This window comes from Neorhizobium tomejilense (genome assembly GCF_964254135.1).
GTDB classification, from domain to species: Bacteria; Pseudomonadota; Alphaproteobacteria; order Rhizobiales; family Rhizobiaceae; genus Neorhizobium; species Neorhizobium tomejilense.
Genome location: NZ_CAXUSO020000001.1, coordinates 3595074 through 3611387, shown reverse-complemented (window position 1 = coordinate 3611387; position 16314 = coordinate 3595074). Strand labels below are relative to the sequence as shown.

At 63.5% G+C, this 16314-nt stretch carries 20 protein-coding genes; 13 read left to right on the top strand and 7 right to left on the bottom strand.

Features of this window, described 5'->3' with window-relative positions; genetic code table 11:
* Positions 1–6 precede the first annotated feature (6 nt).
* The 5 genes from ACSQ3G_RS17980 to hemC form a co-directional block, all read right to left on the bottom strand.
* Positions 7–486, bottom strand: a complete 480-nt coding sequence (locus tag ACSQ3G_RS17980) for a tellurite resistance TerB family protein (RefSeq protein WP_436111001.1) — start codon at positions 484–486, stop codon at positions 7–9.
* A 22-nt stretch (positions 487–508) separates the two neighbouring features.
* Positions 509–2134, bottom strand: a complete 1626-nt coding sequence (locus tag ACSQ3G_RS17975; protein ID WP_436111000.1) for a heme biosynthesis protein HemY — start codon at positions 2132–2134, stop codon at positions 509–511.
* A gap of 15 nt (positions 2135–2149) precedes the next feature.
* Positions 2150–3400, bottom strand: coding sequence for a COG4223 family protein (locus tag ACSQ3G_RS17970; RefSeq protein WP_436110999.1), 1251 nt, complete (start codon positions 3398–3400; stop codon positions 2150–2152).
* Positions 3401–3490: 90 nt separating this feature from the next.
* Entirely contained in the window at positions 3491–4201 is a 711-nt protein-coding gene (locus ACSQ3G_RS17965; RefSeq protein ID WP_436110998.1) for a uroporphyrinogen-III synthase, read from the bottom strand.
* A 4-nt stretch (positions 4202–4205) separates the two neighbouring features.
* Positions 4206–5135 (bottom strand): hydroxymethylbilane synthase, encoded by a 930-nt coding sequence (gene hemC, locus ACSQ3G_RS17960; RefSeq protein WP_105441143.1) that lies wholly within the window; start codon positions 5133–5135, stop codon positions 4206–4208.
* Positions 5136–5206: 71 nt separating this feature from the next.
* On the opposite strand from hemC, the gene tsaD reads away from it, so the two are divergent.
* The 5 genes from tsaD to ACSQ3G_RS17935 are packed head-to-tail and all read left to right on the top strand — an operon-like array spanning position 5207 to position 8715.
* Positions 5207–6304, top strand: a complete 1098-nt coding sequence (tsaD, locus tag ACSQ3G_RS17955; protein WP_436110997.1) for a tRNA (adenosine(37)-N6)-threonylcarbamoyltransferase complex transferase subunit TsaD — start codon at positions 5207–5209, stop codon at positions 6302–6304.
* A complete protein-coding gene (locus ACSQ3G_RS17950) occupies positions 6301–7287 on the top strand; it encodes an NAD(P)H-dependent glycerol-3-phosphate dehydrogenase (RefSeq protein ID WP_436110996.1) in 987 nt (328 codons plus the stop codon). Before tsaD ends, ACSQ3G_RS17950 begins: the two co-directional genes overlap by 4 nt.
* A 36-nt stretch (positions 7288–7323) precedes the next feature.
* Positions 7324–7614: a YciI-like protein gene (locus tag ACSQ3G_RS17945; protein ID WP_105404574.1), complete on the top strand. Its 291-nt coding sequence runs from the start codon at positions 7324–7326 to the stop codon at positions 7612–7614.
* Positions 7615–7622: 8 nt separating this feature from the next.
* On the top strand, positions 7623–8063 hold the full coding sequence (locus ACSQ3G_RS17940; protein ID WP_436110995.1) for an EVE domain-containing protein: 441 nt from the start codon (positions 7623–7625) through the stop codon (positions 8061–8063).
* Between the two features lie 7 nt (positions 8064–8070).
* Positions 8071–8715: a class I SAM-dependent methyltransferase gene (locus ACSQ3G_RS17935; RefSeq protein ID WP_436110994.1), complete on the top strand. Its 645-nt coding sequence runs from the start codon at positions 8071–8073 to the stop codon at positions 8713–8715.
* Positions 8716–8759: 44 nt separating this feature from the next.
* Here the strand turns inward: ACSQ3G_RS17935 and ACSQ3G_RS17930 are convergent, their stop codons facing one another.
* Entirely contained in the window at positions 8760–9344 is a 585-nt protein-coding gene (locus ACSQ3G_RS17930; protein ID WP_436110993.1) for a glutathione S-transferase N-terminal domain-containing protein, read from the bottom strand.
* A 125-nt stretch (positions 9345–9469) separates the two neighbouring features.
* Between ACSQ3G_RS17930 and ACSQ3G_RS17925 the strand changes: the two genes are divergently transcribed.
* Positions 9470–9838 carry a winged helix-turn-helix transcriptional regulator gene (locus ACSQ3G_RS17925; RefSeq protein WP_436110992.1) on the top strand — a complete coding sequence of 123 codons (369 nt, stop codon included), beginning with the start codon at positions 9470–9472 and terminating at the stop codon, positions 9836–9838.
* 54 nt (positions 9839–9892) lie between these two features.
* Here ACSQ3G_RS17925 and ACSQ3G_RS17920 read toward each other — a convergent pair whose 3' ends face one another.
* The gene (locus ACSQ3G_RS17920) at positions 9893–10318 is read right to left on the bottom strand and encodes a hypothetical protein (protein ID WP_436110991.1); all 426 of its coding nucleotides are present in this window, start codon (positions 10316–10318) and stop codon (positions 9893–9895) included.
* A gap of 288 nt (positions 10319–10606) precedes the next feature.
* Here ACSQ3G_RS17920 and sdhC point away from each other — a divergent pair, with 288 nt between their 5' ends.
* The 7 genes from sdhC (at position 10607) to zapE (ending at position 16288) form a co-directional block, all read left to right on the top strand.
* On the top strand, positions 10607–10999 hold the full coding sequence (gene sdhC / locus ACSQ3G_RS17915) for a succinate dehydrogenase, cytochrome b556 subunit (protein ID WP_046637443.1): 393 nt from the start codon (positions 10607–10609) through the stop codon (positions 10997–10999).
* Between the two features lie 11 nt (positions 11000–11010).
* Positions 11011–11391 (top strand): succinate dehydrogenase, hydrophobic membrane anchor protein, encoded by a 381-nt coding sequence (gene sdhD / locus ACSQ3G_RS17910; protein WP_105404581.1) that lies wholly within the window; start codon positions 11011–11013, stop codon positions 11389–11391.
* 7 nt (positions 11392–11398) lie between these two features.
* The gene (gene sdhA, locus ACSQ3G_RS17905; protein WP_436110990.1) at positions 11399–13240 is read left to right on the top strand and encodes a succinate dehydrogenase flavoprotein subunit; all 1842 of its coding nucleotides are present in this window, start codon (positions 11399–11401) and stop codon (positions 13238–13240) included.
* Position 13241: 1 nt separating this feature from the next.
* Positions 13242–13583, top strand: a complete 342-nt coding sequence (locus ACSQ3G_RS17900; RefSeq protein WP_105422617.1) for a succinate dehydrogenase — start codon at positions 13242–13244, stop codon at positions 13581–13583.
* A gap of 9 nt (positions 13584–13592) precedes the next feature.
* Positions 13593–14372 (top strand): succinate dehydrogenase iron-sulfur subunit, encoded by a 780-nt coding sequence (locus ACSQ3G_RS17895; protein WP_007757759.1) that lies wholly within the window; start codon positions 13593–13595, stop codon positions 14370–14372.
* Between the two features lie 189 nt (positions 14373–14561).
* Entirely contained in the window at positions 14562–15101 is a 540-nt protein-coding gene (locus tag ACSQ3G_RS17890) for a protease inhibitor Inh/omp19 family protein (protein ID WP_105431231.1), read from the top strand.
* Positions 15102–15130: 29 nt separating this feature from the next.
* The gene (gene zapE, locus ACSQ3G_RS17885) at positions 15131–16288 is read left to right on the top strand and encodes a cell division protein ZapE (RefSeq protein ID WP_436110989.1); all 1158 of its coding nucleotides are present in this window, start codon (positions 15131–15133) and stop codon (positions 16286–16288) included.
* The last annotated feature ends 26 nt before the right edge of the window (positions 16289–16314 follow it).

The window sequence follows — 16314 nt, the reverse complement described above, 5'->3', positions numbered from 1 at the left end:
ACGTCCTCAGTCTCCTCCCTCATCTCCTCCGGTTGCACGGGCGGCGGCCTGCTGGCGCTCCAGAACCCTGTCGCGCGCCGAGACGCCCAGAAGATCGGCGATCCTCCAGATCACGTGATCTTCGATCTCGCTGCGCTGGCCGTCGGCATAAACGATATCCCAGAGGATGCCGAGAAGCTCGACGCGGTCCTCTTCGTCGACGAGATGTTTTCTAAGATCGGAAGTGAAGCGGTAATAGTCAACCGCCTCGCTGCCGGCCTGATGGCCGACCTCGATCAAAGCCTTCAGGCGATCCTCGCTCAAGTCGTAACGTTCGCGCAGCAGGTCGCGAAACTTCTGCTGTTCCCGGGGCGAGACGTTGCCATCCGCCTCCATTACCTGGAAACAGAGCGCGACAAACGCCACCCGCGGATCATCGGGGGCGAATTCTTGCGTATGGTGAGACCCTGTCAGAGTTTGGAGGAAGGCCTGAATGCGATCTAACATCTATCTCCAGGCCCTCGCCATTCTAGAACAGCCGGAGCCTCGTTGTGGGCTGCGCGGCATCGGGATCTTTCACACCCGGATCATCCGGCGGGCGGCCGAAAAAGGGAACGGGTTCCTCCTCATTTTCAGGGGATTTTCCGTCCTTCGGCGTCACATTCGCCGGGGCTGGTGTTTTTGCTGCAACAGCTAACTCCTTCTGAGGGGGCTTTGCCTCCTGCGGGGCCGGCTTGACCTCGACCAGAATAGGCTTGGGGGGCTCTTCTGTCGCCGTGTCGGTCTTCGCCTCGCTGATCGTGACAGGCGGCAGGCTGGCGATCGCGGTATCGGCCGCGAGCGAACCTTCCTCGACCGGGCCTTCGAGCTGGTCGAACGGCGCCTTCCACTCGAAAGCATCGAGCCGGCCGGTCACCGGAGAGAGCGGCAGCCATTTTTCCGAGACGAAACCATCGGCGACCCAGGCGGGGTTCCGCGGTGCGCGCAACGCTTGCGCCATCCAGTGGCGAACGCGGCCCTGGTCGCCGGTTTCGGCTTCCTCGATATCGGCGAGCAACAGGTAGACGGCCTCCCGCGGCTGCATGCGGGCGGCGGCTTCCGCCTTGGCACGCGCCTTCTTGAATTGCTGGGCATCGAGCGCGGCCTGGGCCACGGCCAGCAGCGATTCGACATTGTTGGGGCGCATCGCCTCGAGCTTTTCGGCGCGTTTCAGCCGGTCGACGGTGCTGTCGCCGCTGCGGGCGCGGATATAGGCGCCGGCGATTTCCGGATGCGGGCCGAGCTTCCAGACACCTTCGAGGGTGGACGCGGCCTTGCGGACGTTGTCCTCGCGCAGCCAGGCCTTGGCGGCGATGACGGCGGCGGGCACGAGATCCTTGGCGAGCTTCAGGGCTGCCATCGCATCGTCGCGGGCGCCCTTCGGATCGCCTTCCAGCCGGTCGTTTGCCTTGGCGGTCAGGAGCACGGCCTTCCAGCGTTCGGCCTGCGGCTTTTCGAGTATATTGGCCATGCGCTGCTGGTCGAGCAGGCGGATCGCATCGTCCCAGCGGCCGGCCTGGCTGCGGGATTCGAGCGTCGCCTGGGCAGCCCAGGGCAGGTAGGGCGCGTGTTCGACGGCCTTTTCGGCATATTGGCGGGCGGCCTCGTTGGCGCCGAGCCGGCGGGCTTCCATGTAGAGGCCGCGCAGGCCCAGTTCGCGGGTTTCCGGATCCTCGGCCATCTGCTCGAACTTCTTGCGCGCTTCGTCGTGCTTGCCTTCGATCAGGGCTGCCTGGGCTTCGAGGAGATGGATCAGGGGTTCCTGATCGGCGCTGATCAGGCCGCGGGTGCGAAGGCTCATCTTGCGGGCGAGCAACGCATTGCCGGCGCCGGCGGCGATCAGACCGGTCGACAGCGCCTGGTAACCACGGTCGCGCTTGCGGGCGCGAAAATAACGGCGGACGGAATAGGGCGAGGTCCAGACCACGCCGACGATCCACCAGAGGAGCATTGCGGCGCCGACCAGCGCGACCATGGCGGTCGTGGCCACCATCAGGCTCATTTCGATCAGCTTGCCCTGCCAGGTGATGGAAATCAGGCCGGGGCGATCCGCAAGCCAGGAGAAACCCCAGCCGAGAGCCAGCACCACAACGAGAAAAATGAAAAGTCTGACCATCCGGTTCTTCCGTCCTCAGCCTTGGGTGCCGGCGACGGCGCGCGTCAGCGTTCCGCCCACGAGATTTTCCACCTGAATGCGGGCATCGAGCTTCTGCTTGAAATCGCGCGAAACCGCCTTTGCCGGTTCCGGCAGCGCATCCCACTCACGGGCGGAGGCCTGGAGATCGCCGTTGCGCAGCGCATTTTCCATGCGGGCGACGACCGCATCCGGTGTTTCGCCCTGGACGTCGCCGACCCGGCGAACCTTGACCACCGACATGGCGGAGGAAAGCAGCCGGCTGGCAATGCCCTCGTTCGGGTCCGACTGGACGGTCGCCTCCAGCATGGCATCGGCAATGCGGGGGAAATCGCGCTGCAGTTCGGCGCGCGCGGGCACGCCGGCTGACGCGAACTTTTGCAGGTCGGCGACGGCGGGATCGTCACCGGCGACGGTCACGAAGGTCTGCAGTTCGGTTTCGAACGGGCCGCCGCGATCGATGCCGGCCTTGAGGGCGGCGGCTGCGACGGCGCGTGCGACCTGCTGTTCCGGGCCGCGGTCGTTCAGCTTGGCCTCGGCCTGGTCCAGGCGCTGGGCGAGACCGGAATTAGCGCTCGCCGCCGACTGGACGGTGGCGCGGAGCCGGTCGAGATCGGCCTTCAGGGCGCCAAGCGCCTGTTCGCTGGCACCGTTCGACGCCCGGGGCGCTGATTCAAGAGCCGCAACCCGGCTGGCGAGCGCGGCATCGGGGGCCGCTGCTGCGGCAGGCCGGTTTTTGAGCGCTGCGATTTCCTGGCGCAGTGCGGCGATCTCGGAGGAGAGGCCGGCCGTGTTTGAGGCCGCCGGGGCGGGCGTGGCGCCGGGCAGGTAACCGGCATATTGCATGCTGCCGGCCAGCAGCAACGCGACGATGCCGCCGAAAATGCCGGCCGCGATCAACGTCGACGTGGCAGGGCTCGGGCGATGGTGCGGGGCGGGTGTCGATTCTGGTTCGGGCGCCACGGTTGCGGGTTGCGGTTCGCTCTGGGCGGCGGCAGACCAGGGATCGTCATAACGCGGCTCGTCTGCGGCCGAGGAGCCGGATTCCGGTTCTTCCGTCGGCTCGGGCTTGGCCGGCTCTTCGCCCATTGCGGAAATGTCTTCGGCGGGTTCCGTGGCGCTCACCGCGTCGTCGGTGTCGTTGCTGCGGACGGGCTCGGCGACGACATCAGACTGCTCGGCGGTCAAGTCGATCGTGACCGGCTCCTTGTCCGTCTTGGATCGGCGGGGTGGTTGTTCCGGTACCATCTCGACCTCTTTTTGCATGCGCTCACAGGAAACTAGTGGGTGGGTCTTAGGAAAGAAAGGGGCGGGCGGGATTTTGGCGCCACACCTCGACTAAAGGAGTGCCAATACCCCATCCTCGTCAGGGTGGCTGGCGATCTTGATATTTCTATGGAATTCCCGCGGAATGATTTCGGCGACATTGTCGCTGAGGCAGAGGAACCGTAGGGACGCGAGTTCCTGAAGGTGCAGCGCAGCGAAATCGCAGAAAAGCCGGGTATTTTCCCGCGAATAGAGAAGCACGGCATCCGCCGGCGGATCGAGGAGCGTGCCGCGAACATAAGCTTCATCGTAGGCGATGGGTGTCATTTCGTAGATTTCTGCGGTTAGGAACGGTACCGCCGCCGCGTGCAGGCCATCTTCGAATTTTGTCGAGCGCGGCCTGCCGGCAAGATAGAGCAGCGGAGCGTCGAACGAAGGTGCATCGCTTGCGATGATTTTCGCGAGTTCGGCGCCTGTGCCGGGCCCGCGGCGAATATTCCGGAAGCCGGCATCTTCGGCAGCCTTTGCCGTCGTTTCGCCAACGGCAAAGAGGGTTTGGCCGAGAAATGGGATGAGACGCTCGCCCAACGCGGACAGCACGCGCAGGGCCTCGGCGCTGGTGACGGCCAGCGCGGAATGGCGGCTGGCGAGCGCGGCCTCGGCGACTTCCGGATGATGGATCGCCCTGGTCAGCGGCAGCAGGACCGGCTGATGGCCGAGGTCTTGCAGTCGCTCGGCAGTGCGCCGGGCCGAGCTTTCGGGGCGGGTAACGACGACCCGCATCGCTTTACGACCAGCCTTCGAAAAAATCGGCGCCGGCCGCCGCGCGAACGGCTTCGCCGGCCTGGCGGCCGAGCTTTTCCGCGTTGGCGCGTTTGCCTTCGGTCTCGATCGAATGTTCCTTTCGACCATCCGGCGTCAGGATCAGTCCTGAGAATTTCAGGTGGTCGCCTTCGCAGATGGCGTAACCGCCGATCGGGGTGCGGCAGGAACCGTCGAGGGCTGCCAGGAAGGCGCGTTCGCAGGAGACCGCGTCATAGGTCGGGCGATCGTTGATCGGGTCGAGAAGCGCGTCGATGCGGGCGTCACTGACACGGCTTTCGACGCAGATCGCGCCCTGCGCCGGTGCAGGGGGAAAGTCCTGCGGATCGAGCAGTTCGGTGACGACATCCTGCTTGGCGAGGCGCTTGAGCCCAGCATAGGCAAGCAGGGTCGCATCCACCTGGCCTTCGCTCAGCTTGCGCAGCCGCGTTTCGACGAGGCCGCGGAAGGTGATGACCTCGATGTCCGGACGGATGCGGCGGATCAGCGCCTGGCGGCGCAGCGACGAGGAGCCGACGGTGGCGCCATCCGGAAGTGCTGCCAGCGTATGGGCGGTGCGGCCGATAAACGCATCGCGAAAATCCTCGCGGGGCAGGTAGGCGGCGAGACGCAGGCCGTCAGGCAGCTTGGTCGGCATGTCTTTCGAGGAATGGACGGCGAAATCGAGATCGCCGGAGATCAGCCCTTCCTCCAGTTCCTGGGTGAACAGGCCCTTGCCGCCGAGCTCGGTCAGCGCCCGGTCGGTGATGCGGTCGCCAGTGGTGGACAGCACGACGATCTCGAACATGTCCTCCGGCAGGCCATGCGCCGTCATCAGCCGTGCGCGCGTTTCGGAAGCCTGTGCGAGCGCCAGCGGGCTGCCGCGCGTGCCGATCCGGAAAGGTTTTGTTTGCATCCGCGTCATTCCATTGTTACCGGAGGCTTTCGTAGACCGGTTTATCCGGCATCGCAATTATCGATAGGCGTATGGCGACCTTTCTTCGCATCCTCGGCATTGAAACTAGCTGCGACGAGACGGCGGCTTCCGTCGTCGCGCGCCATGAGGACGGCCGCGGCGAAATCCTCTCCGACATCGTGCTTTCGCAGCTCGACGAACACAGCGCCTATGGCGGCGTCGTGCCGGAGATCGCGGCGCGCGCGCATGTCGAGGCGCTGGACGGACTGATCGAGGAAGCGCTGGCGCGCGCCAATGTGTCGCTCGACGAGATCGATGCGGTCGCCGCGACCTCCGGACCGGGCCTGATCGGCGGGCTGATCGTCGGGCTGATGACCGCCAAGGCGATCGCGCGGGCGGCCGGCAAACCACTGCTGGCGATCAACCACCTCGAAGGCCATGCGCTGACGGCGCGGCTGACCGACGGGCTTTCCTTTCCCTACCTGATGCTGCTCGTGTCCGGCGGTCACACCCAGCTGGTGCTGGTGCGCGGCGTCGGCGAATACGAGCGCTGGGGCACGACGATCGACGATGCGCTCGGCGAGGCCTTCGACAAGACGGCAAAGCTGCTCGGTCTGCCCTATCCCGGCGGGCCGGCTGTCGAGAAGGCGGCTTTGAAAGGCAATCCGGACCGGTTCTCGCTGCCGCGGCCGCTGGTCGGCGAAGCGCGGCTCGACTTTTCCTTCTCGGGCCTCAAGACGGCGGTGCGGCAGGCGGCGACCGAGATCGCCCCCTTGAGCGAGCAGGATGTCGCCGATATCTGCGCCTCGTTCCAGAAGGCGATTTCCCGGACACTGCGCGACCGCATCGGCCGCGGGCTGGCGCGCTTCAAACAGGAATTCGCGCATCTCGATGTCGACCGGGCGCTGGTCGTCGCCGGCGGGGTTGCCGCCAATCAGGAAATCCGCCGGACGCTGCAGGCGCTCTGCATCGAAAACGGTTTCCGCTTCATCGCGCCGCCGCTGAGACTCTGCACCGACAATGCGGCGATGATCGCCTGGGCGGGGCTCGAGCGGATGGCGGAGGAACTGCCGACCGACGGTTTCGACGTGGCCCCGCGTTCGCGCTGGCCGCTCGACAAGGACGCCAAGACCCTGCTCGGGTCCGGCAAGCGAGGAGCCAAGGCATGAGCGGTGCGGAGAAAATCGTCGTCATCGGCGCCGGCGCCTTCGGGACCGCGCTTGCCGCCGTGATTTCGCTGGAAGGCCGGCATCCGGTCACCCTGATCGGCCGCGATCCTTCGCTGATGAGCGATCTGCGCGACGACCGGGTGCATGATGCCGCACTTCCCGGCGTGCCCCTGCCGGATGCGCTGGAGTTTTCCGCCGAGCCGGATGCGATCGGCGAGGCAAGCCTCGTGCTCTTCGCCATGCCCTCGCAGGCGCAGGCGGATGCGGCGCGGCATTACGGTCCTTATCTTGCCGACGGCGCGGTGGTCGTCACCTGCGCCAAGGGCATCGACAGGTCTTCCGGCCGGTTGCTGACCGAGCTGCTGGAGGCGGAATTGCCGCATCATCCGGTCGCGGTGCTTTCGGGGCCGGGTTTTGCGGCCGATATCGCCCGGGGCCTGCCGACGGCGATGGCGATTGCGGCGGGGGATGAGGCATTGGCGGAACGGCTCGCCAACGCGCTCTCCAGCCGCACCTTCCGCCTCTATGCTTCCACCGACCGGATCGGTGTTCAGCTCGGCGGCGCGCTGAAGAACGTGCTGGCTATCGCCTGCGGCATCATCGAAGGCGCCGGGCTCGGCGAATCGGCGCGCGCCGCACTGATCTCGCGCGGTCTTGCGGAAATGTCGCGGCTGGTCGAGGCGATGGGCGGCAAGGCGGATACGGTGCGGGGTTTGTCGGGCCTCGGCGACCTGGTGCTGACCGGCACCAGCCATCAATCGCGCAACCTGCGTTTCGGCATCGCGCTCGGCAGAGGCGAGGGCACTCAGGCCGGCGGACCGCTGGTCGAAGGGGCGTTTGCGGCATCCGTCGCGGCGCGTCTGGGCAAGAAATTTTCGGTCGAACTGCCGGTCACCCACGCGGTGGCCGATATCATCGACGGCAAGCTCGATATCATGACGGCCATGGAACAGCTGATGACCCGGCCGATCACCACCGAATAAGACATTCCCCCAAAAGGATCATGCAAGGAGAGACTGATGCTGTTTGCGTTTCTGTGCACCGACAAGCCCGGCCATCTGAACGTCCGGATGGAAACCCGCCCCACCCATCTGGAGCATCTGAACAAGCTCAATGCAGAGGGTGTGCTGAAGTTCGCAGGCCCGTTCCTCGATGAGGACGGCAAGCCGAACGGCAGCCTCGTGGTCGTCGAAGCCGCCGACATGGCCGCCGCCCGCCTGATCGCCGAAGCCGATCCCTATTACCTGGCCGGCCTGTTCGAGAAGGTCGAAGTGAAGGCTTGGAACTGGGTCTTCAACAAGCCGGAGTGAGGCGACAGATGGCATATTGGCTTTACAAATCCGAACCGTCGTCCTGGTCCTGGGAGCAGCAGAAGGCGGCGGGCGAAAAGGGCACCGAATGGACCGGCGTGCGCAATTATCTGGCGCGCAACAACATGCGGGCCATGAAGATCGGCGACAAGGGCTTCTTCTACCATTCGAATGACGGGCTGGAGATCGTCGGCATCGTCGAGGTCTGCGCGCTGTCCCATCCCGATTCGAGCGCCAAAGGCGATCCGAAGTGGGATTGCGTCAATATCCGCGCGGTGACCGACATGCCGACGCCGGTGACGCTGAAGGATATCAAGGCGAACCCGAAGTTCGAGAAGATGTCGCTGGTGACGTCGATGCGGCTTTCGGTGCAGCCGGTGACTGACGAGGAATATTTCGAGATCTGCAAACTCGGCGGTCTCGACAATCCGCCGAAAGCGCCGGCCTGAAGCTACCTTGAAGACCGATCCCCGGACCTTCATCCTCCAAAACACGGTTCTCATGAGCCCGCCGCATGTGCCGGAAATCCGGCTGCGCTTGGCGAGCGAGGCGCATGACCTCTGGCTGAAGACGGAAGAAGACCTGGAGGAAATCGGCCTGCCGCCGCCGTTCTGGGCTTTTGCCTGGGCGGGCGGGCAGGGGCTAGCGCGCTATATCCTCGATCATCCGGAAACGGTCGTGGGCAAAAGTGTGCTCGATTTCGCCAGCGGCTCCGGCCTGGTAGCGATTGCCGCCCGGTTCGCCGGCGCCGCCGACGTGCTGGCCGCGGATATCGATCCCTGGGCTGCGAGCGCCATAACGCTGAATGCTGCGGAGAACGGAGTGGCGATGCGCACCACCGCCGACGACCAGATCGGCAAGGCTGTCGAGGCGAATGTCATCCTGGCCGGCGATGTCTTCTACGACCGCGATTTTGCGGCCGCCTTGATCCCCTGGTTGACGCGGCTTGCGAGCGAGGGAAAGCTGGTCCTGGTCGGCGATCCCGGCCGCAGCTACCTTCCGAAGGACAGGCTCAAGTCGCTGGCGGTCTATCAGGTGCCGGTCACCCGGGCGCTGGAAGACAGCGAGGTGAAGGAAACGACCGTCTGGCGGTTTGGGTAGTTGGTGCGGAGCTTGTGCTGCCGATTTGCTTTATCGCCGGGTGATCAGGCCAATCCCTCCTCGGCGAACGCCTGGATCACAGACGGACGCATCTTCATATGCTCGAAGCAGTTGCGCAGGCGAGCCGGCAGTTCGACGCCGCTCCTGGGCGCAACCATCAGAACCCAGAACAAATAGCAGTCGGCAATCGTCATCTCGTCGCTGATCAGGAATTTCCTGTCGCCCATCTGGTCCGCAAGGATGGTGAAGGCTTTCGCAAGCTTTTCGCGGGCACGCACCTTCTCCGGTTCCGGGAAGTCCTTGAAGAAGGGGACATAGTTCGCATGGATTTCGGACGACATGAAGGCGAGTGCCTCCAGCGTCCGCCACCGGGCAATGCCGCCTTCTGGCAGAAGCTTGCCGCTCCGTTCGGCAATATAGTTCAGGATGACCTGGTTTTCCGTCAGGATCGTTCCGTCATCGAGCTCAAGGGTCGGGATGTAGCCCTTCGGGTTGATCGACAAGAAATCTCGGCCGTCCTCGGTCTTCTTTTCACGGTTTATGCTGAGGAGCTTGTAGGCAATTCCGGCCTCGATGAGGGCGATATGATCGGCCAGGCTGCAGGCCGCAGGGTAGTAGAAAAGGTTCATGGTGGTCTCCTTGCGATAGGCCTGCCTCAGCAATGATTTAGCGGGGGAAGGTCTACAATGTTGACCACAGCCATTTATGTGACCAAATAATACCCGTCAAAAGCATATTTTTAGGAGCTGGTCAGATGGATGTGACCACCAAGCCGGCAGGAGCCGACTGCAAAGCTGTCGGCGAGATTCTAAGCCGGGTGGGTGACAAATGGACGATCCAGGTCGTCGTTGCATTGATGTCGGGTTCACGACGTTTCAACGGGATCAAGCGGTATGTCAGCGGTATTTCACAGCAGATGCTGACGCGGACACTCAAGACGCTCGAGCGCGACGGTATGGTCGAACGTACCGTTCACCACAGCACCCCGCCGCAGGTCGAATACACTTTGACGCCGCTCGGGCACTCGCTGGCGGAGACCGCGCATCAGCTTGCCCATTGGGCGGCAGCCCATCAGCTGGAAATCGAAGGCAATCGCCTTCAATATGACGTCCGTACATCGTGAAACGATTTGCGGTGGCTCATGCTGCGATGGTGCCGCCGAACTCGTCTCAGCCCCTCAGTTCCCGCCGCGGATGACGCAGACGCCGGATTCGTAGGAGCAGGCGTTTCCGAAACCGCGCAGGCCGCTGTCGACATCGATGATCTTGGCCTTGGGCGCGAGCACCACGCGGCCTTCCTGCGCCCACCAGTAGTCTTCCGAAAAATAGCGCGCGAAATGGATACCGAAATCGGGGATCGGGGGAGCCTGCAGCGGCCCGCTGAAAATGCCGAGCCGGCGGACGAAGGACGCCGTGCCGGTATAGAAGACGCGGAAGCTTTCCACGTCCGACGCGCGGTCCTCCCGTTCCGTCCAGCGATTGCCTGCCAGCCGGTAGACGCTGCTGTCGGCATCGCTCCGGCCGTCGCGGGCATTGGCGACGGTTGCGAGCGACGCAAAAAACGCCGCGGCGACCAGGACAGGCTTGATGCGATTCGCGATCATGGCGAAACTCCGGAGGATATGATTAACGAAACGTTATCATAAAACGGCTCCTCCCGTCCCGGCGGCAACGAAATCTTTCGAAAGTGTAGTTAATGTGACAGCCGGGTTTGAACCGCATCAGCCCCGAGAAAGCCACAATCGATTAAATTGGAAATCCGTTTGAATTGTTCTTGTCGTCCGACATTCGTACGATTAAACCACGCCCATGATGCAATGCACATTTCTTCGGCATCGCGTGCATTGCCGGGCACCCGCTCTTGATACCGCATACGACGCCGCGAGGTTCTGATGGCGAATGTGACAAATAACCGGCCCCTGTCGCCGCATCTTCAAATCTACAAATTTATTCCCACCATGGCGATGTCGATCGTTCACCGCATTACCGGTGCGGCGCTCTACTTCGGCACGCTGCTGGTCGCCGCCTGGCTGATCGCGGCCGCGTCCGGCGAGGAATATTTCAACCAGGTCAACTGGCTGTTCGGCTCGATCATCGGCCAGATCGTCCTGTTCGGTTATACCTGGGCCCTTCTTCACCATCTGCTCGGCGGCCTGCGCCACATCATGTGGGATATCGGCTACGGGTTCGAGAAGGAATTCTCGACCATGCTCGCCAAGGCCAATCTCGTGGCTTCCATCGCGCTGACCGTTCTGGTCTGGGCGATCGTGCTCATCGTTCGCTGAGGGGATCGATCATGGATATGCGCACTCCTCTCGGAAAAGTTCGCGGCCTCGGCTCGGCCAAGAGCGGCACGGAGCATTTCTGGCGTGTTCGGACCACGTCGCTCGCCCTCGTCCCGCTTCTCCTCTTCTATGTCGTCTTCCTGATCGCCTATGGCGGCAGGCCTTATGCCGAAGTGGTCGGCGCGCTCGCCAATCCCTTCGTCGCAACGATCAACGGGCTGACGGTCATCGCCAGCATCATCCACATGCGTCTCGGCATGGAAGAGATCATCCAGGACTATATCCATTCCGAAATCACGAAGATCGTTCTTCTGATCCTCAACGCCTTCTTTTCCCTCGCGGTGGGCGGCCTCTGTCTTTTCGCCGTCCTGAAAATCGCATTTGCAGGATAACCCCGTCATGGCATCCGTCACCCCCATCGCCCAGAACGGCAAGGCCTACACCTATGTCGACCATTCCTATGACGTGATCGTCGTCGGCGCCGGCGGCGCTGGCCTGCGCGCCACGCTCGGCATGGCCGAACAGGGTTTCAAGACCGCCTGCATCACCAAGGTCTTCCCGACCCGCTCGCACACCGTGGCAGCCCAGGGCGGCATTGCCGCCTCGCTGCAGAACATGACGCCGGATAGCTGGCAGTGGCACCTCTACGACACCGTCAAGGGTTCCGACTGGCTCGGCGACGTCGATGCCATGCAGTACATGGTCATGGAAGCACCGAAGGCGGTCTACGAACTCGAGCACTACGGCGTGCCCTTCTCCCGTAACGAAGAAGGCAAGATTTATCAGCGCCCGTTCGGCGGCCACATGCAGAACTTTGGCGCCGGCCCTCCGGTGCAGCGCACCTGCGCTGCGGCAGACCGTACCGGCCACGCCATCCTGCACACGCTTTACGGCCAGTCGCTGAAGAACAACGCGGAATTCTTCATCGAATATTTCGCGCTCGACCTGATCATGTCTGACGACGGACGCTGCACCGGCGTCGTCGCCTGGAATCTCGACGACGGCACCATCCATCGCTTTGCCGCCAAGATGGTGGTGCTGGCGACCGGCGGTTACGGCCGCGCCTATTTCTCGGCAACGTCTGCCCATACCTGCACCGGCGACGGCGGCGGCATGGTGGCTCGCGCGGGCCTGCCTTTGCAGGACATGGAATTCGTGCAGTTCCACCCGACCGGCATCTACGGCTCCGGCTGTCTGATCACCGAAGGCGCACGCGGCGAAGGCGGTTACCTCGTCAATTCCGAGGGCGAGCGCTTCATGGAGCGTTACGCGCCGTCGGCCAAGGACCTCGCTTCCCGCGACGTGGTTTCCCGCTGCATGACGCTGGAAATCCGCGAAGGCCGCGGCGTCGGCAAGAACAAGGACCATATCTTCCTGCATCTCGACCATCTCGATCCGGCCGTTCTGCACGAACGTCTGCCGGGCATTTCCGAGAGCGCCAAGATTTTCGCAGGCGTGGATGTGACCCGCGAGCCGATCCCGGTTCTTCCGACCGTCCACTACAACATGGGCGGCATCCCGACCAATTTCTGGGGTGAAGTGCTCAATGCCGACAGCAACAATCCGGAACGCCTGCTGCCCGGCCTGATGGCCGTCGGCGAAGCGGGCTGCGCCTCGGTTCACGGCGCCAACCGCCTCGGCTCCAACTCGCTGATCGACCTCGTGGTCTTCGGCCGCGCCGCGGCGATCCGCGCCGGCGAGGTGATCAACAAGGCCGAGCCGATCCCGGCGCTCAACATCACCGCCTGCGACAAGATCATGGAGCGTTTCGACCGCCTGCGGAACGCCAACGGCGGCACGCCGACCGCGGTGCTGCGCGACAAGATGCAGCGCACCATGCAGGACGACGCCGCCGTGTTCCGTACGCAGGAATCGCTGGAATCGGGCTGCAAGCGCATGTCGGCGATCTGGGGCGAGCTGAAGGACATCAAGGTCACAGACCGTTCGATGATCTGGAACTCGGACCTGGTCGAGACGCTGGAACTCGAAAACCTGATGGCGAACGCGATCGCCACGGTGGTCGGCGCGGAAGCCCGCAAGGAAAGCCGCGGCTCCCACGCCCGCGAGGACTACACGTCCGGCCCGTTCGGCGGCCGCGACGACGAGAACTGGCGCAAGCACACGCTCGCCTGGGTCAGCGACAACGGCGACGTCAAGCTCGACTATCGCCCGGTTCACACCGAGCTCATCGCCGAAGGCATCGATCCGTACAAGATCGAGCCGAAGGCACGAGTGTACTAGAATGAAAAAAACGGTCTTTCTGTCGGTCGTCGCGATTACTCTAACGGTGGCGTCTTCTGCCCTGACGGCCGATCGCTACAAGTTGCGCGCGCCGGGTAGCACCACGGCGGCCAGTTTCAACGATGTTGGAGTTTGGAATTCGGCCAAGGCGGCCAAAGCCGCGCATAGTTCCCTGGCTGTTGGCAATCAGTTCATGTCCAAGGACCTCGCTTGCATAGTCGATCCGGGCACTCGGGCGGAAGTACTGGAGCGGTCTGGAGCAGTGGCTTTCGTCCGCGCGAGCAATGCTCTGTTCGGTGGTTGCAAGGGTTATGTGAAGACAGAATTCCTGTCGGCAAACTAGGATCTTACCATGGTTGAACTCGCTCTTCCCAAGAACTCTCAGATGACCGAAGGCAAGACCTGGCCGAAGCCGGCAGGCGCCAAGAACGTCCGGGAATTCCGCATCTACCGCTGGAACCCGGATGACGGCCAGAACCCGCGCATCGACACCTATTATATCGATGTCGACGATTGCGGCCCGATGGTTCTCGACGGTCTGCTCTACATCAAGAACAATATCGACCCGACGCTGACGCTGCGCCGCTCCTGTCGCGAGGGCATCTGCGGCTCCTGCGCCATGAACATCGACGGCACCAACACGCTCGCCTGCACCAAGGGCATGGACGACGTGAAGGGCACCGTGAAGGTCTATCCGCTGCCGCATATGCCTGTCGTCAAGGACCTGGTTCCGGACCTCACCAACTTCTACGCCCAGCACCGCTCGATCGAGCCCTGGCTGAAGACGGTTTCGCCGCCGCCGGCCAAGGAATGGAAGCAGAGCCACGAAGACCGCCAGAAGCTCGACGGCCTCTACGAGTGTATTCTCTGCGCCTGCTGCTCGACCTCCTGTCCGAGCTACTGGTGGAACGGCGACCGTTACCTCGGCCCGGCCACCCTGCTGCAGGCCTATCGCTGGCTGATCGATAGCCGCGACGAAGCCAAGGGCGAGCGCCTCGACAATCTCGAGGATCCCTTCCGGCTCTATCGCTGCCACACGATCATGAACTGCGCCCAGACCTGCCCCAAGGGCCTGAACCCGGCCAAGGCGATTGCCGAAATCAAGAAGATGATGGTCGAGCGCCGCGTCTGAGGCGTTCTCGACAATTTGATGCCGCATTCGGTCCCCGCGTCGCCGGGACCGGATGCATCGCAGCATTCTTCTTGGGTCAGCCATGCCGAATTGTTCCAATACGACTTGATTAACCAAGGTGGTTTACGATAATTCGGTCTCAATTCAGTGGCATCGGTGGCGGGTCAAGCTGAAAGCAGGAGTTAGATGATGCAGTTCAGATACGTGGCGACGGGACTTGTTCTTGCCTTGGCACTGGCCGGTTGCCAGCGCACCTCCTATAGCCCTTATAGCGATCTGCCCGCCCAACCCTCTCAGCCGGCGCCGCTTCAGGCGCAGCCGGTGCCGTCCGTTCAGGGCGGCCAGCTGCCGCCGCCTCCCGGCGCTGCGGGTTCCTCCCAGTTCCCGAGCGCGCCCGGCGCAAATCCTGCCATGGCGTCGGCCAATGCCGCACCGCCTGCGACTGCGCTCGACATCAAGAAGGAAGCGATGGTCGGCAATTGGCGTGTGTCCAATTCCGGTTCGTCCTGCGACATGTTCCTGACACTCACCAATCTCGGCGGCGGTTCGCGCGGCGGCACCCGTGGCTGTGCCGGCGAACTGACGGCGATGGGTTCCTGGGACGTGTCGGGCAAGATGGTCCAGTTCAAGAACCGGGCCGGCGACGTGATCGGACGCGTCTACAAGAGCGCCGAGAACCGCTTCGACGGTACGATGAACTCCGGCCAGCCGGTCAGCCTCAGCCGCTAGGCGGTCCCCACAGTATCGAGGGCGTCCGGTTGGAACCCATTCCCGAATACACGACGAGCGTCGGCGAGGAGCTGAAGGCTTTGACTGTGTCGGGTGTGCTGACCGCCGACGCAGCCCAGCTGGCGGTTGCCGCCAAGCTCGACCATCTGCTGACCTGCCTTCGCGAGACGGGGCCTGCGAAGAAGAAAAGTGCGCTCGGCTGGCTTTTCGCCAAGGGCGGTGGCCGGCCGCGCGAAATCCGCGGACTCTACGTGCATGGCAGCGTCGGGCGCGGCAAGACCATGCTGATGGACATGTTCTTCAAGAAGGCGCCGACCACAAAGAAGCGCCGGGCGCATTTCCACGAGTTCATGGCGGATGTGCATAATCGCATTCACGACCATCGCCAGACGCTGAAGCGCGGCGAGACGAAGCAGGCCGATCCGGTGCCGCCGGTCGCTGCCGCCCTCTTCGCGGAAGCCGAGCTTCTCTGCTTCGACGAATTCTCGGTCACCGACATCACCGATGCGATGATCCTGGCGCGGCTGTTCACGGAGCTGTTCGGGCTCGGTTGCGTGCTGGTCGCGACCTCCAACGTGGCCCCCGGCGATCTCTACAGGGACGGGCTGAACCGCGGGCTGTTCCTGCCGTTCATCGCGCTTCTCAACCGCTACGTGGACGTGGTCACCCTCGACTCGCCCAACGACTACCGCATGCAGAAGCAAGCAAGCCTGCCGGTCTACGTGACGCCGCTCGATGCGCGCGCCGACGCCGCGATGGAATCCGCCTGGCACCAGGTGACCGAAGGCAAGAAGGCGGCGCCTGCCGAGATCCCCATGAAGGGCCGCAGCATCCACGTGCCCTCCGCCGCCGGGCGGGCGGCGCGCTTCGATTTCAAGGACATCTGCGGCAAGCCGCTCGGGGCGTCGGACTATCTGGCGCTCGCCGCTCGCTTCGACGCAATCTTCGTCGAGCGCGTTCCGCAGCTCGGGCCGGAGAAGCGCAACGAAACCAAGCGGCTGATCAACCTCGTCGATGCGCTCTACGATCACGCGGTCCGGCTCTATATTTCCGCGGCGACCGCGCCGGAACATATCCTCCTGGAGCGAAAAGGCACAGAAGGCTTCGAGTTCGACCGCACCGTCTCGCGTCTTTTTGAGATGCGCAGCCCCGACTATCTTGCACTGCATCAGGAAAAGCGCCGCTGACTTTAACGGTTTGGTGACAAAAAATC